The sequence below is a fragment of the Mesorhizobium sp. BR1-1-4 genome, assembly GCF_020165375.1.
In the GTDB taxonomy this organism is placed as follows: domain Bacteria; phylum Pseudomonadota; class Alphaproteobacteria; order Rhizobiales; family Rhizobiaceae; genus Mesorhizobium; species Mesorhizobium australicum.
In genome coordinates, this window is sequence record NZ_JAIUIB010000021.1 from 1 (window position 1) to 12,740 (window position 12,740).

The window sequence follows — 12,740 nt, forward strand, 5'->3', positions numbered from 1 at the left end:
GCGATCGACGTCAGCGCGATGGGCGGCCTCTATTTGCAGATGGACGTACCGTCGGGCAACCCGAAAAAGCTGATCTCAAACGATCCAACGACGTCCAACCGGCTCTATAGCGGTTTGAGCGCGACCACCCTGACCGAGACGGCCACCGGTCAGCCTGTCGACATCTTCAGCGTCGTGCCTTGCGGCGCGACAGCCTACCAGGCTTGGGAAGATGGCGGCAACTCGGTCCCGGCGCCAGTCAGCAACGCCGACTTCTTCTACAACGTGACCGGCAAATGCGACTACAACAAGCGGCCCTCGGAGACGGCGCTGACACAGTGACGCTGCCGATCTCCCCTCGTGGGTGAGATTGGATGCGGCGACCGTGTTCGCCAATCTCTGGGGCCCGCAGGGAAGAGGCGCTCTTCAATCACAAACCGGTGAGCGTTGTAACGAAGCCGTCCGTGGCGGCGAAGTGGGGATATGAGCGGCGCATCGTGGCGTCGTCCCCACGGAGCAAGCCGATGTCGCCAGTCCTACCAAGCAGGTTTTTCGTACTGTCCGGCCTCGCCGCGCTGGCGCTCGCCGGATCGCTTGCCGGCGCCGTCGCCCAGCCGCTCACCGTGGTCGAGCTGTTCACCAGCCAGGGCTGCTCGTCCTGCCCGCCGGCCAACGCCAACCTCATCAAGGTCAAGGACCGGCCCGGCGTGCTGGCGCTGTCGTTCAACGTCACCTACTGGGATTACCTCGGCTGGAAGGACACGTTCGGCAAGCAGGAATTCACGCAGCGCCAGGTGTCCTATGAGCCGCCGCTCGGCCATGACGGGCCATTCACGCCGCAAGTGGTGGTCAACGGCCATGCCGACGTCGTCGGCGCAGCACCCGGCGAGATCGAACATCTGATCGCGGCCACGGCCAAGACCGGCGGCCCGTCGCTGGCGCTTGAGGGCGGCAAGGTCGCGATCGGCGCCGGCGCCGCTCCGGGCGGCCATGCCGATGTCTGGCTGGTGCGCTACACCAAGGGTGTCGTCGAGGTGCCGGTGGCGCGCGGCGAGAACACCGGGCGCACCTTGCCGCATGCCAATGTCGTGCATGCGCTGACAAAACTCGGCAGCTGGAGCGGCGACGCCAAGACGCTCGATCTGCCGGCGGCCTCGGGCGGCCTCAGCACCGCCGTGCTGGTGCAGTCGCCCGGCGGCGGACCGATCCTGGCCGCCGCCGCCAACTAGATCGCGTTCGAGCAGAGATTTGCCAAACAGAGATTTGCACCGCCGCATGAGCAGCGGTGCAAGAGCCCGGCCGCCCAAAGGGCGTGCCATCAACCCGTAAACCCAAGGAACCGACCATGACCACTTTCTCCCGCCTGACGCTGCCGGCGCTCGCCCTCGCTTTGTGCTCCACGGCGCTGTTTGCCGGCGGCATCGCCCGCGCCGACGATGCCAGCAATGCAATGAAGCCCGCCGCCAACGCCATGGCGCCGGCCGCGGACGCCATGAAGCCGGCAACCGATGCGATGAAGCCCGCCGACCCGATGGCGACCAACGCCATGAAGCCCGCTACGGACGCCATGAAGCCTGCCACGGATGCGATGAAACCGGCGACCGACGCGATGAAGCCGGCAACGGATGCCACCGCCAATTGAGATTGGTGCGTGGCCTTCTGTCCCTGGCGGGCTCCCTGTCCAGCCGGGGACAGTTGCTGGAGCAGCCCCCCGGGAAAGGCTTGAAGCGGTTTTGCTTCGGCAACGGGGTCGAAACAGAAAGTCTGGGGGCGCACGCGAATGTGAGCCTCCGCCGCAACTCACGCATCGCGCCACCGTAGCTGATCCAATAGACTGATCCCAATGGAAGCCATGAGGAGTGCAACCATGACCACTATCAACAAACGTTCGACAGGCTTTGTCCGGGGCGCGCTCGCCGCCCTCGCCCTTGCCGTCGCGGGCGCCGCCTTCTGGCTGACGCCGGCCATCTCCGCCGAGGATGCCGTGAAGATCCCGCCGCCGGCAATCGACGAAAAAGCGGCCACCGGCACAGAGAAGGCGATCTTCGCCGGCGGCTGCTTCTGGGGCGTGCAGGGCGTGTTCCAGCACGTCAAGGGCGTCAGCAAGGCGGTCTCGGGCTATACCGGCGGCGCCAAGGACGACGCCGTCTACGAGACGGTCGGCACCGGCCGCACCGGCCACGCAGAGTCCGTCGAGATCACCTATGATCCGTCCAAGGTGACCTACGGCCAGCTGCTGCAGGTCTATTTCTCGGTCGCCCACAACCCGACCCAGCTCAACTACCAGGGTCCGGACTCGGGCACCCAGTACCGCTCGACGATCTTCGCCGAAAACGACGCCCAGAAGAAAATCGCGCAGAGCTACATCGCGCAGCTCGACAAGGCCAAAGTGTTCGGCGAGCCGATCGTCACCACGCTGGAGACCGGCAAGACCTTCTATCCGGCCGAGACCTACCACCAGGACTTTTTGACGCTGAACCCGACCTATCCCTACATCGTCTACAACGACCTGCCCAAGGTGGCGAATTTGAAGACGCTGTTCCCGGCGCTTTACAGCGAAAAGCCGGTGCTGGTGCTGTCGGCGAGCAACTGAGATTGCGAGGCGCGCCATTCTGGCCTTTCTCCCCGTCATTATACGGGGAGAAAGGCGCTGTCATCGCGCCTCAATCATACGTCAGATCCGTCGCCTTGCCGCCGAACACGCGGTAGGCATAGAACGAATAGAAGATGATGACCGGCAGCACCACCACGGTGCCGGCCAGGATGATCGCCAGGCTTTCGGGCGCCGACGCCGCCTGCCAGATGGTCAGGCGATCGGGCACCACATAGGGATAGAACGACCAGGCCAGGCCGGCAAAGCCGAGCGCGAAGATGGTGGCCAGCGTCAGGAACGGTGTCAGCGAATGGCGATCGTCAGGCCTCGGCAGATGGAAGGTCTGCCGCCACAGCCAGGCAAACAGCAGCGCCGACAGGATCGGCAGCGGCGACAGATAGAGCATCTCGGGCCAGACGAACCATTTGGCGAAGATGCGCGGGCTGGCGAACGGCGTCGCCAGCGACACGGCGGCCATGCCGAGCGCGGTCAGCACCAGCGCGGTGCGCAGCCAGAGCACCGCCTTCTTCTGCAGCGCGCCTTCGGTCTTGTAGATCACCCAGGCGGAGCCCATCGCCGCGTAGGCCGCCGCCAGGCAGAACGCCACCAGCACGCCAAACGCCATGCCGCCTGGCCCGACATCGAGGCCGAGCACGTAGACGCCCAGCATATAGCCTTGCGCCAGCGAGGCGATGAGCGAGCCCAGGAAGAAAATACGGTTCCAGCGATGTTTCTTCCCCGCCGGCACCTTGGCGCGGAAATCGAAGGCGACGCCGCGCAGGATCAGGCCGACCAGCAGGACGAAGACCGGAATGTAGAGCGCCGTCAGGATGACGCCATGCGCCAGCGGAAAGGCGACCAGCAGCAGGCCGACGGCCAGCACCAGCCAGGTTTCGTTGGCGTCCCAGAACGGGCCGATCGCCGCGATCATGGTGTCCTGCTCGGTGTCCTCGGCGGCGGCGAACAGGATGCCGATGCCAAGGTCGAAACCGTCGAGAATGACGTAGATCAGAATGGCAAGGCCCATCAGTCCGGCGAAGATCAGGGGGAGCAGGGTCGGCCAGTCATAGGTCATCTTGCTCTCCTCACGCCCTGACTTCGGTTTGCGAAGCTAGCGCAGCCCCTCATCGCCCTGCCGGGCACTTCTCCCCGTATAGGGACGGGGAGAAGCGGGCTGGCCGCAACGCCGGCGCCATCCATGCAACGTTGGCGATTGGCGAAACCATAGGACTCAGCGCTCCTCTCCCCGTCCCTATACGGGGAGAGGATGCCGGCAGGCAGGTGAGGGGCGGCGCGGGCCTGCAATGAAAACATGCTCACTCCCCCGCGGCCGGCTGCGACAGCGGTGCGTTGAGAACACCCGGCAGCGGCGAGGTGTCGCCGTCCTTGGCCGCCTTCAGCGCCAGGTGCACCAGTACGCCGAGATAGGCGATCAGCAAAAGCACGTAGAGCAGGAGATAAATGGCGAGCGTCAGCGCGACATGGCTGCCGGCCACCGGCCCGACGGCGTCGGCGGTCTTCAATACGCCGGTCACCAGCCAGGGCTGGCGGCCGATCTCGGTCGTGTACCAGCCGGCCAGCGTCGCCAGCCAGCCCGACAGCGCCATCGGCACCATCAGCAGGGCGAGCGGCTTTGGCAGCGCGTGCCGGCGCTTGAGGAAGAAGGCCGCCGACCAGGAGACGGCGAGCATCAAAAGCCCGGTGCCGACCATGATGCGGAAGCTCCAGAAGAGCGGAAAGACTGGCGGATGATTGCCGGGATAGTCGTTCAGCCCCGGCACGACACCGTCGGTCGAGTGCCGCAGGATAAGGCTGGCCCCGTCCGGAATGGCGACCTCGAACTTGTTTTCCCTGGCCGCCTCGTCGGGCAGCGCGAACAAAACCAGCGGCACGTTGGGGCCGGTGTTCCAGTTGGCCTCCATGGCGGCGATCTTCTGCGGCTGGTGTTCCAGCGTGTTCAGCCCATGCTGGTCGCCGGCCAGGATCTGGATCGGGATCAGGATGGCGGCGGTGAAGACGCCGGTGCGCAGCGCCTTCCACATCGATTCCGAACGGTCGCCGTTGAGGTAGCGCAGCGCCGACAGGCCGGCGATCAGGAACGATACGGTGAGCCCCGAGGCGAGCAGCATATGCACCAGCCGGTAGGGCATGGACGGGTTGAAGACGATGGCCCACCAATCGACGGCGTGCGCGACGCCGTCGCGCATCTCGAAGCCGGCCGGCGTCTGCATCCAGGAATTGAGGGCGATGATCCAGAACGCCGACAGCGTCGTGCCGCCGGCGACCAGCACCGTCGCCAGCGTGTGGATGCGGTTGGAGACGCGGCGGAAGCCGAACAGCATGATGCCGAGAAAGGCCGCCTCAAGGAAGAAGGCGGTGAGGATCTCGTAGGCGAGCAGCGGTCCGGCGATGTTGCCGACATGCTGCATGTAGCCTGGCCAGTTGGTGCCGAACTGGAAGCTCATGGTGACGCCCGAAACCACGCCCATGGCAAACGACAGCGCGAACACCTTCACCCAGGTGAAATAGGCGCGCATCCAGGCGGAATCATTGGTCGCGTTGTAGCGCAGCTTGAAGAACAGCAGCACCCAGCCAAGGGCAATGGTGATTGTCGGAAACAGGATATGAAACGAAATATTCGCGCCGAACTGCATGCGCGACAGTATGAGCGGGTCCATGGCGGGCTCCGGCTGGAATACCGCGAAGGATAGGCCCGAAGCGGGGTCAGGTCAAAGCGGCGTCCTGCCGCGAGGCTGAACGCCACAGGACAATTTTACCGGATGGACGCGGCGCATTCCCAGCCAGCTCCGCGCTTCGATGTCCAGAACTGGCAGCAGGGCATTGACTTGCAGTTGCACTGGGCGACAACAGGCCTATATCAAGTCACCTCTTTCAGGCAGCCGTTTTCAACCATGCCCTCCATATTGTCCATTTCCGGGGTCTCCAAGACCTACGCCACCGGCTTCACCGCGCTCAAGGAAGTCAGCCTCGATATCCAGCGCGGCGAGATCTTCGCGCTGCTCGGCCCCAATGGCGCCGGCAAGACGACGCTGATCTCGATCGTCTGCGGCATCGTCAACCGCTCGTCGGGCACCGTGACCGTCGATGGCCATGACATCAACAAGGACTATCGCGCCGCGCGCAGCCTGATCGGGCTGGTGCCGCAGGAACTCACTATCGACGCGTTCGAGAGCGTCTGGGCGACCGTCAATTACAGCCGCGGCCTGTTCGGCAAGCCGGCCAATCCGGCCTTCGTCGAGAAGGTGCTGCGCGACCTGTCGCTGTGGGACAAGAAGGACGCCAAGGCGATCACGCTGTCGGGGGGCATGAAGCGGCGGCTGATGATCGCCAAGGCGCTGTCGCACGAGCCGCGTATCCTGTTCCTCGACGAACCGACCGCCGGCGTCGACGTCGAACTGCGCCAGGACATGTGGGCGATGGTCCGGCGGCTGCGCGAGGACGGCGTCACCATCATCCTTACCACGCACTATATCGAGGAAGCCGAGGCCATGGCCGACCGCGTCGGCGTCATCAACCGCGGCGAGATCATCCTGGTCGAGGGCAAGGCCGAACTGATGCGCAAACTCGGCCGCAAGGAGATGAGGCTGGAGCTGCGCGCGCCGCTCGGCAGCGTGCCCGACGGGCTCTCGCGCTATGCGCTCGAACTGTCGCCGGATGGCACGCAACTCACCTACACATACGACAACCAGAGCGACCGGCCGGGCGTCGCCTCGCTGATCAGGGATCTCGAGGCGGCCGGCATCCAGTTCCGCGATCTCGATACCAAGAACAGCTCGCTCGAAGAGATCTTCGTCAATCTCCTGAGGCAAGAGCCATGAACCTGCGTGCGGCCCCTAATTTTCGCGCGGTCTGGGCGATCTACCGGGTCGAGATGGCGCGTGCGTTCCGCACCGTGCTGCAGAGCATCATCTCGCCAGTCATCTCGACGTCGCTCTATTTCGTCGTCTTCGGCTCGGCCATCGGCTCGCGCATCACCGAAATCGACGGCATCGCCTACGGCGCCTTCATCGTGCCGGGACTGATCATGCTGTCGCTGTTGACGCAGTCGATCTCCAATGCCTCTTTCGCCATCTATTTCCCGAAATTCGTCGGCTCGATCTACGAGCTTTTGTCGGCGCCGGTCTCTTACCTGGAGATCGTCATCGCCTATGTCGGCGGCGCCGCGACCAAGTCGATCATCCTCGGCCTGATCATCCTGGCCACCGCCTCGCTGTTCGTGCCGCTGCACATCGAACATCCGTTCTGGATGCTCGCCTTCCTGATCCTGACAGCGGTGACCTTCAGCCTTTTCGGCTTTATCATCGGCATCTGGGCGAAAAGCTTCGAGCAGCTGCAACTGGTGCCACTGCTGATCATCACCCCGCTGACCTTCCTCGGCGGCAGCTTCTATTCGATCCACATGCTGCCCGGCATCTGGAAGACGATCACGCTGTTCAACCCGGTGGTCTACCTGATCAGCGGCTTCCGCTGGAGTTTCTACGGCAAGGCCGATGTCTCGGTCGTCGTCAGCCTCGGCATGACGCTGGTGTTCCTGGCCGTCTGCATCGCGATCGTCGCCTGGATCTTCCGGACCGGCTACCGGCTGAGGAACTGACGCGGCCCTAAAGTCGTGAGAGAGGCCTCAAATGGCCTTGACCAGCCGCAGCAACCCCAGCATCTCGATGTAGGTCCCCTCGCGAAAGGCGATGTAGACCGGTTCCTCGACGCCGTGGAAGCGGCGCTTGAATGCCGCCTGTCCCTGCAGGTTGAACCTGCGGCGGTTGACCCAGGGCGAGTCGTAGGCGCGCTGGAAGGCGTTGCGCCAGAACTCGCTTTCGGCAAATCCGCTCGGGCCGACATCGAGCAGCGGCGACAGGCCGAGCGTCACCACCGAAATGCCTTCCTCGCGAAAGCGGTCGACGGCGAATTTGGTCAGGCCGATCTCGGCATGCGGCGAGGCATCGATGTGCTTGCGCTTGAAGGCCGTGGTGTAGCCGATCACCTTGCCGTCGGCGAACATCGGATCGAAATCGAGCAAGGCGACGAGGTCGCCATCGGGGCCGTGCAGCACGAAACGGCGCATGTCGGTGCCGAGCTGATCGTAAAATGGTCGGTTGAGGAAACCCATCTCCCAGCGCTTGACGATACGGTCGCCGCGCCAGTTTTGAGACAGCCGGGAGATCTCGTCGAGGTGGATCGTGCGTTTGTCCTCCTCGAACGAAAAGCCCTTCTTGAGCAGCCAGCGCTCGGAATAACGCACCGTTTCGTTGCGCTTGCCGGAAAAATCATGGTCGGGCAGAACGAGGCGCGTGTCGATGCCCAGCCGGTTGATCTTGTAGCCAAGGCCGGCAAGGACCTGGGCGGTCTGTTCGCCGATCTGCACGAACCACGGGCCGCCGGCGCTCTCGACGAAGCGTCTGATGTAATCGGGCCGCCGATCCGGCGCCGCCACCGGATCGCCGAGCGCGAAATGATGCTTCATCTTGGTGCCGAAGGCGATGTAACCGTCGGCATCGCCGAAATAGGAAAGCTTGCTTTGCACGGCGGTGGAATAGGCGAGCGAGAAGTCGCCATGGCGGCGCACCAGCGCCAGCCGTTCGACATGCGTCAGAGCCCGGCGCTCCACCTTGGGCGAGGCCCCCTCGAGGAGGTTGTCGAAATAGATCCGCAAGGAGGGCATGGTCGAGATTCCGCGTGCCGTCCATGGCGCGACGTGTCCGACGACACGCAAGACGCGCCACGGCGTCTTGATTTTTCGCAGGGTAGCCGAAATCGGGTTGCCAGTTTCGAATGCCCGCGTCCGTGACGAGATCCGCCAGCCCCCGGACCTCGAATCAATCACTTTGCCGCGACCTGATTATCGCCGATGCCGCCGATATGCCATATAGGGCTGGATGTATTCGGACGGAAGCGGGTAATGCGCTCCATGTCGTGGTTTTGACGCGGTGCCGCGACCGGCTGTTTCCGACGGGCGGCGGAATGCTCCGGAAGCGAAGCCGCCTCGGCGCGGGACCATCGAAGATCGGCATCGAGTTGCCGTTCGGGTCCTGCGCGCGATCAAACTGTTACAGCGGCCTGCGAGCCTTCAGGGCTGCCGCGAGGGCGAATGGGGTTCGAGAGTGAATGGCTGATACGACAAGCAGATCGATGGTGGAGCAGGCGGTGACGGTCGAGCCGGCGATCGTCATTGGCGCCGGCGCCGCCGGGCTGGCCGTCGCGAGGGCCTTGATGAAGGCCGGCGTGGCGACGGCGATCCTGGAGAAGGAAAGCCGGCTGGCCGAGCCCTGGCGCCGACGTCACGAGCAGCTGCACCTCAACACCCACCGCGATCTCTCGGCGCTGCCCGGCCTTGCCTATCCCAAGGGCACCCCCGCCTTTCCGCACCGGGACGTCGTCATCCGCCATATGAACGATTTCCATGAGGCGAACCGTTTGCCGGTGGAGTTTGGCGTTTCCGTCGAGTCCATCACGTTCAGGGGCGATCACTGGGTCGTGCGCACCAGCGCCGGCTCGCGCCTGGCGCGCCATGTCGTTGTCGCCACCGGCCGCGACCGGGAACCCTTCACGCCGCAATGGACGGGCATGCAGGCGTTCGCGGGCCGGATCATCCACTCGGCGGATTTTGGCGACGCCCAGGCCTATGCGGGCAAGAAGGTGCTGGTTGTCGGCGCCGGCAATTCGGGCTTCGACGCACTCAATCATCTGGCCGGTGTCGATACCGCCGCTGTCTGGCTGTCGGCCCGCAACGGCCCCGCCCTTTTGCCCAAGCGGGTCGGCAAGATCGCCGTGCACCGCCTCTCGCCGCTCATGGCGCGCCTGCCGCTGCGCGTCGCCGATGCGGTGATGGCGGTGACGCAGCGCCTGGTATTCGGCGATCTCACCAAATTCGGCGTGCCGCCCGCGCCCGCGGGCGGCGCCAGCCGCCTGACCTCGGACTATACCGCGATCGCCGCCGACGATGGCGCCGTCGATGCCATTAAATCGGGCAGGATCGTGGTGGTGCCCGGGGTACGGGAGTTCACCCGCGACGGCGTCATCCTGGCCGATGGCAGCCTGATCGCTCCCGACATCGTCATTGCGGCGACGGGCTACCGCACTGGGCTGGAGCGGATGGTCGGCAATCTCGGCGTGCTCGACGAGAAGGGCGTTCCGCTCTTCAACGGCGGCCAGGCCGATCCGAAACTGCCCGGCCTGTGGTTCACCGGCATGCGGCCGAGCATCCGCGGCTGCTTTGCGAATGCCGGCATATTGGCCAAGGCGATAGCTGCGCGGATCGCCGGCTCATCCCGCCTCTCCGGCGCCTCACGCTGAGCGACCGCATAGGACAACATTTGCCGTCGGCGTCACGCCGATTTCGGCTCCAGCCGCCGGAAACCGACAGCCTCGGTCAGCATCTCCTCGTCGACCATGCCGGCATTGTAGAGGGCCAGCAAGGTGAGCGCCAATTCACGCGCCTCGACGGATTCGGGATGCGCTTGCCGTCGGCGGCAGGCCTCGTCGAAGACACGTTGCAAGGTGGCCACTTCGTCAGGTTTGAGCAGGCCACGGTCGTAGATCGACTTGGGCATGGCGATGATCTCCTGATCACGATCTAGGGCGCCACGTGTAAATTGCCAATCTTTCCCGAGGCTTGAATATGATATCGCACAAAAGAGAGGCCCCGGATCGCCGGAGCCCCTCTCATTTTTGTCTCGCCCGACCTCAGACGGCGATCTTGCCGCCACCCTGTTTGGTGATGGCGACCACCGCCGGCCGCACCGGCATGTCGGGCCTGAAATCGGGCCAGCGGGTCGACAGGTCCTCATAATAGGAGGGCCGGCCGAACGCTTCCCAATCCTCGCCGCCGTCACCCGGATGCTGGACGGCGACAAAGGCGGTCTGGTCGTCCGGCGCAAACAGCGGGCCGCACATTTCGGCGCCGATCGGCACCCGGAAGAACAGCTTCGAGGTCGCCCGCGCCGATCCTTCCGTGTCCACCGCCCACAGGCCGTCGGTGCGGCCGGTTGCCTTCGGGCCTTGGCCGTCGGTGGCGACCCACAGGCGCCCGGCCGAATCGACCGCGCAATTGTCGGGCATGCCGAACCAGCCATTGGCTGTCGTCGCGGTGGAGAAGGTGGCGCCGACGGCGGCCACCGACGGGTCGCCGCATTTCAGCAGCACTTCCCACTGCCCTTGGTGGCGGCGAAATCGCCCTCGTCCTCGACGATTTCGATGATGTGGCCGAAGGCGTTTTCGGCACGCGGGTTGGCGGCGTCGACCTGATCGGCCTTGCGCTTGGAATTGTTGGTCAGCATGACATAGACCTTGCCGTTGCTGGCATTGGGCTGGATGTCTTCGGGCCGGTCCATCTTGGTGGCGCCAAGGAGGTCGGCGGCGCGACGTGTCTCGATCAGCACGTCGGCCTGGCCGGCAAAACCGTTTTCCGCCGTCAGCGGCCCCTGGCCGAACACGATCGGCATCCATTCGACCGAGCCGTCCTCCGCGAATTTGGCGACATGCAGCGTGCCGTCGTCGAGCAGATCCTTGTTGGCCGCGCGGTCGCCGGCGTTGAACATGCCCTTGGTGACGAACTTGTAGACATAGTCGAAGCGCTCGTCGTCGCCGAGATAGAAGACCACTCGGCCATCCTTGGCGACGATCGATTCGGCGCCCTCATGCTTGAAGCGGCCCATGGCGGTGCGCTTGCGCGGCACCGAGGCCGGGTCGTTGACATCGACCTCGACGATCCAGCCGAAGCGGTTGGGCTCGTTCGGCTCCTTGGCCAGGTTGAAGCGGTCATAGTGCGCGCCCCATTCATAGGCGCCTTCCGGAATGCCGAGGCGCTTGTAGTTGGCGGCCTCCTTGTGGCCCTCCGGCAGCTCGCCGGAGAAATAGCCATGGATGTTCTCCTCGGACATCACATACGTGCCCCAGGGCGTGACCCCGCCGGCGCAATTGTTGATGGTGCCGAACACCTTGACGCCGGACGGGTCGGCATTGGTCTTGACGCGGTCATGGCCGGCAACCGGGCCCGACAGCGCCATCTCGGTGTTTGCGGTGATGCGGCGGTTGAGCTTGCCGTCGCGAATCACCCGCCATTTGCCGCCATCCTTGCGGATCTCGACGATGGTGCCGCCATGGGCGGCCATCTCGACATCGACCTGCTCTTTCGAGAGCGGCGCCACCTCGGCCGACTTCTTGCCGTCCTTCTCGACAATCTTGACGATGCCTGGGAACATCAGATGCGGGTTGGTGTATTCGTGGTTGACCACCAGCAAGCCATGTTCGGCCGAGCCATCGAGCGGGATGTAACCGACATAGTCGTTGTTGTAGCCGAACTGCCTGGCCTGGGCTTGCGCCGACTGCTTCGTCGGGTCGAATTCCGGCGAATCGGCAAACAGCGGATCGCCCCAGCGCAGCAAAACGTCGGCGTCGTAGCCCGGCGCGACGTGGTGCTTATCGTCGATACCGGCCTCCAGCTCGTCGAATTTGAACGCTGAGCCTTCCGCGGCGCGGGCATCGTCGGCGGCGATCATGGCCAGCGGGCTGACGGTGGCGGCGATCGCCGAAACGGCAAGCGAACCCTTGAGGAAGCCACGGCGCGAGAACCGCGCAGCGATGATCTCGCCCATGGTGCGGTTCTCGCTGGGATTGTTGGCCGGGCCTTCGTTTTCCTCGAGCAGGCTGGTGCGGAATCGGGCGTCGGGGGAGCGATGTTCGGTCATGGGAACCTCTGGCTTGGTTTGGCTGGAGCTTGTTGCCTGTTCGACCGCCTTACGTCAGGCTGATCACATTTTCGTGACATGGTATCTCCGCTGCCGCTCGCTCACGAGAGCAATTTTTCACGCCTCGCCTGGGACTTTGGTCCAAGCTTGCGCCTGCAAAGGTCCTGGGGGACAAACGCAACGGTCGGAGGTCGCTTCCGGTCACCACGTCTTTCGGCGATGTTGTTGCACTGCAACGTTGGGGTGGGCGCGCCGGCTCAATCGACGGAGATCAGTATGCGTGGATCGATCACGGCCCGTTGTTGCCGTCTGGCTCTCAGATCGGCGGCCGTCCTGGCGCTGACCATCGCTCCCTATGGAATCGTCTTCCATGGCTTCGTGCCTGGAATCGATGTCGCGACCGCACATGCCGACAAGGGTGGCAACGGCGGTGGCGGTGGGAACGGCGGTGGCGGTGGGAATGG

The 12,740-nt window shown here is 64.5% G+C and carries 10 protein-coding genes and 3 pseudogenes; 8 read left to right on the forward strand and 5 right to left on the reverse strand.

Features of this window, described 5'->3' with window-relative positions; translation table 11 throughout:
• The 4 genes and pseudogenes from LB571_RS28635 to msrA all read left to right on the forward strand — a co-directional run.
• Positions 1–321: pseudogene (locus LB571_RS28635) on the forward strand (hypothetical protein); the annotation flags it as partial.
• A 182-nt stretch (positions 322–503) separates the two neighbouring features.
• Positions 504–1,208, forward strand: coding sequence for a DUF1223 domain-containing protein (locus tag LB571_RS28640; protein WP_224599725.1), 705 nt, complete (start codon positions 504–506; stop codon positions 1,206–1,208).
• 116 nt (positions 1,209–1,324) lie between these two features.
• Complete coding sequence (locus LB571_RS28645; protein ID WP_015314745.1) at positions 1,325–1,621, forward strand: hypothetical protein; 297 nt, start codon at positions 1,325–1,327, stop codon at positions 1,619–1,621.
• Positions 1,622–1,846: 225 nt separating this feature from the next.
• A complete protein-coding gene (gene msrA / locus LB571_RS28650; protein WP_015314746.1) occupies positions 1,847–2,572 on the forward strand; it encodes a peptide-methionine (S)-S-oxide reductase MsrA in 726 nt (241 codons plus the stop codon).
• 70 nt (positions 2,573–2,642) lie between these two features.
• Here the strand turns inward: msrA and LB571_RS28655 are convergent, their stop codons facing one another.
• Both LB571_RS28655 and LB571_RS28660 read right to left on the reverse strand, forming a co-directional pair.
• Entirely contained in the window at positions 2,643–3,647 is a 1,005-nt protein-coding gene (locus tag LB571_RS28655) for a cytochrome d ubiquinol oxidase subunit II (RefSeq protein WP_140660324.1), read from the reverse strand.
• Between the two features lie 241 nt (positions 3,648–3,888).
• Complete coding sequence (locus LB571_RS28660; protein ID WP_140794062.1) at positions 3,889–5,250, reverse strand: cytochrome ubiquinol oxidase subunit I; 1,362 nt, start codon at positions 5,248–5,250, stop codon at positions 3,889–3,891.
• Between the two features lie 234 nt (positions 5,251–5,484).
• Between LB571_RS28660 and LB571_RS28665 the strand changes: the two genes are divergently transcribed.
• Both LB571_RS28665 and LB571_RS28670 read left to right on the forward strand, forming a co-directional pair.
• Positions 5,485–6,411: an ABC transporter ATP-binding protein gene (locus LB571_RS28665; RefSeq protein ID WP_041163616.1), complete on the forward strand. Its 927-nt coding sequence runs from the start codon at positions 5,485–5,487 to the stop codon at positions 6,409–6,411.
• Positions 6,408–7,187: an ABC transporter permease gene (locus LB571_RS28670; protein WP_015314751.1), complete on the forward strand. Its 780-nt coding sequence runs from the start codon at positions 6,408–6,410 to the stop codon at positions 7,185–7,187. The genes LB571_RS28665 and LB571_RS28670 overlap by 4 nt, the downstream gene beginning before the upstream one ends.
• Positions 7,188–7,214: 27 nt before the next feature.
• Here the strand turns inward: LB571_RS28670 and LB571_RS28675 are convergent, their stop codons facing one another.
• Positions 7,215–8,252, reverse strand: coding sequence for a phosphatidylglycerol lysyltransferase domain-containing protein (locus LB571_RS28675; protein ID WP_224599727.1), 1,038 nt, complete (start codon positions 8,250–8,252; stop codon positions 7,215–7,217).
• 443 nt (positions 8,253–8,695) lie between these two features.
• Between LB571_RS28675 and LB571_RS28680 the strand changes: the two genes are divergently transcribed.
• Entirely contained in the window at positions 8,696–9,883 is a 1,188-nt protein-coding gene (locus LB571_RS28680) for a flavin-containing monooxygenase (protein ID WP_224599729.1), read from the forward strand.
• Positions 9,884–9,915: 32 nt separating this feature from the next.
• Here the strand turns inward: LB571_RS28680 and LB571_RS28685 are convergent, their stop codons facing one another.
• Positions 9,916–10,140, reverse strand: coding sequence for a hypothetical protein (locus LB571_RS28685; RefSeq protein ID WP_015314754.1), 225 nt, complete (start codon positions 10,138–10,140; stop codon positions 9,916–9,918).
• 133 nt (positions 10,141–10,273) lie between these two features.
• Positions 10,274–12,276, reverse strand: a pseudogene (locus LB571_RS28690) (PhoX family protein).
• Positions 12,277–12,552: 276 nt separating this feature from the next.
• Between LB571_RS28690 and LB571_RS28695 the strand changes: the two are divergent.
• Positions 12,553–12,740, forward strand: a pseudogene (locus tag LB571_RS28695) (hypothetical protein); the annotation flags it as partial.

Coding starts and splice junctions, on each gene's coding strand:
- LB571_RS28640 (WP_224599725.1), top strand. CDS start 504: ATGTCGCCAGTCCTACCAAGCAGGTTTTTCGTACTGTCCGGCCTCGCC.
- LB571_RS28645 (WP_015314745.1), top strand. CDS start 1,325: ATGACCACTTTCTCCCGCCTGACGCTGCCGGCGCTCGCCCTCGCTTTG.
- msrA (WP_015314746.1), top strand. CDS start 1,847: ATGACCACTATCAACAAACGTTCGACAGGCTTTGTCCGGGGCGCGCTC.
- LB571_RS28655 (WP_140660324.1), bottom strand. CDS start 3,647: ATGACCTATGACTGGCCGACCCTGCTCCCCCTGATCTTCGCCGGACTG.
- LB571_RS28660 (WP_140794062.1), bottom strand. CDS start 5,250: ATGGACCCGCTCATACTGTCGCGCATGCAGTTCGGCGCGAATATTTCG.
- LB571_RS28665 (WP_041163616.1), top strand. CDS start 5,485: ATGCCCTCCATATTGTCCATTTCCGGGGTCTCCAAGACCTACGCCACC.
- LB571_RS28670 (WP_015314751.1), top strand. CDS start 6,408: ATGAACCTGCGTGCGGCCCCTAATTTTCGCGCGGTCTGGGCGATCTAC.
- LB571_RS28675 (WP_224599727.1), bottom strand. CDS start 8,252: ATGCCCTCCTTGCGGATCTATTTCGACAACCTCCTCGAGGGGGCCTCG.
- LB571_RS28680 (WP_224599729.1), top strand. CDS start 8,696: ATGGCTGATACGACAAGCAGATCGATGGTGGAGCAGGCGGTGACGGTC.
- LB571_RS28685 (WP_015314754.1), bottom strand. CDS start 10,140: ATGCCCAAGTCGATCTACGACCGTGGCCTGCTCAAACCTGACGAAGTG.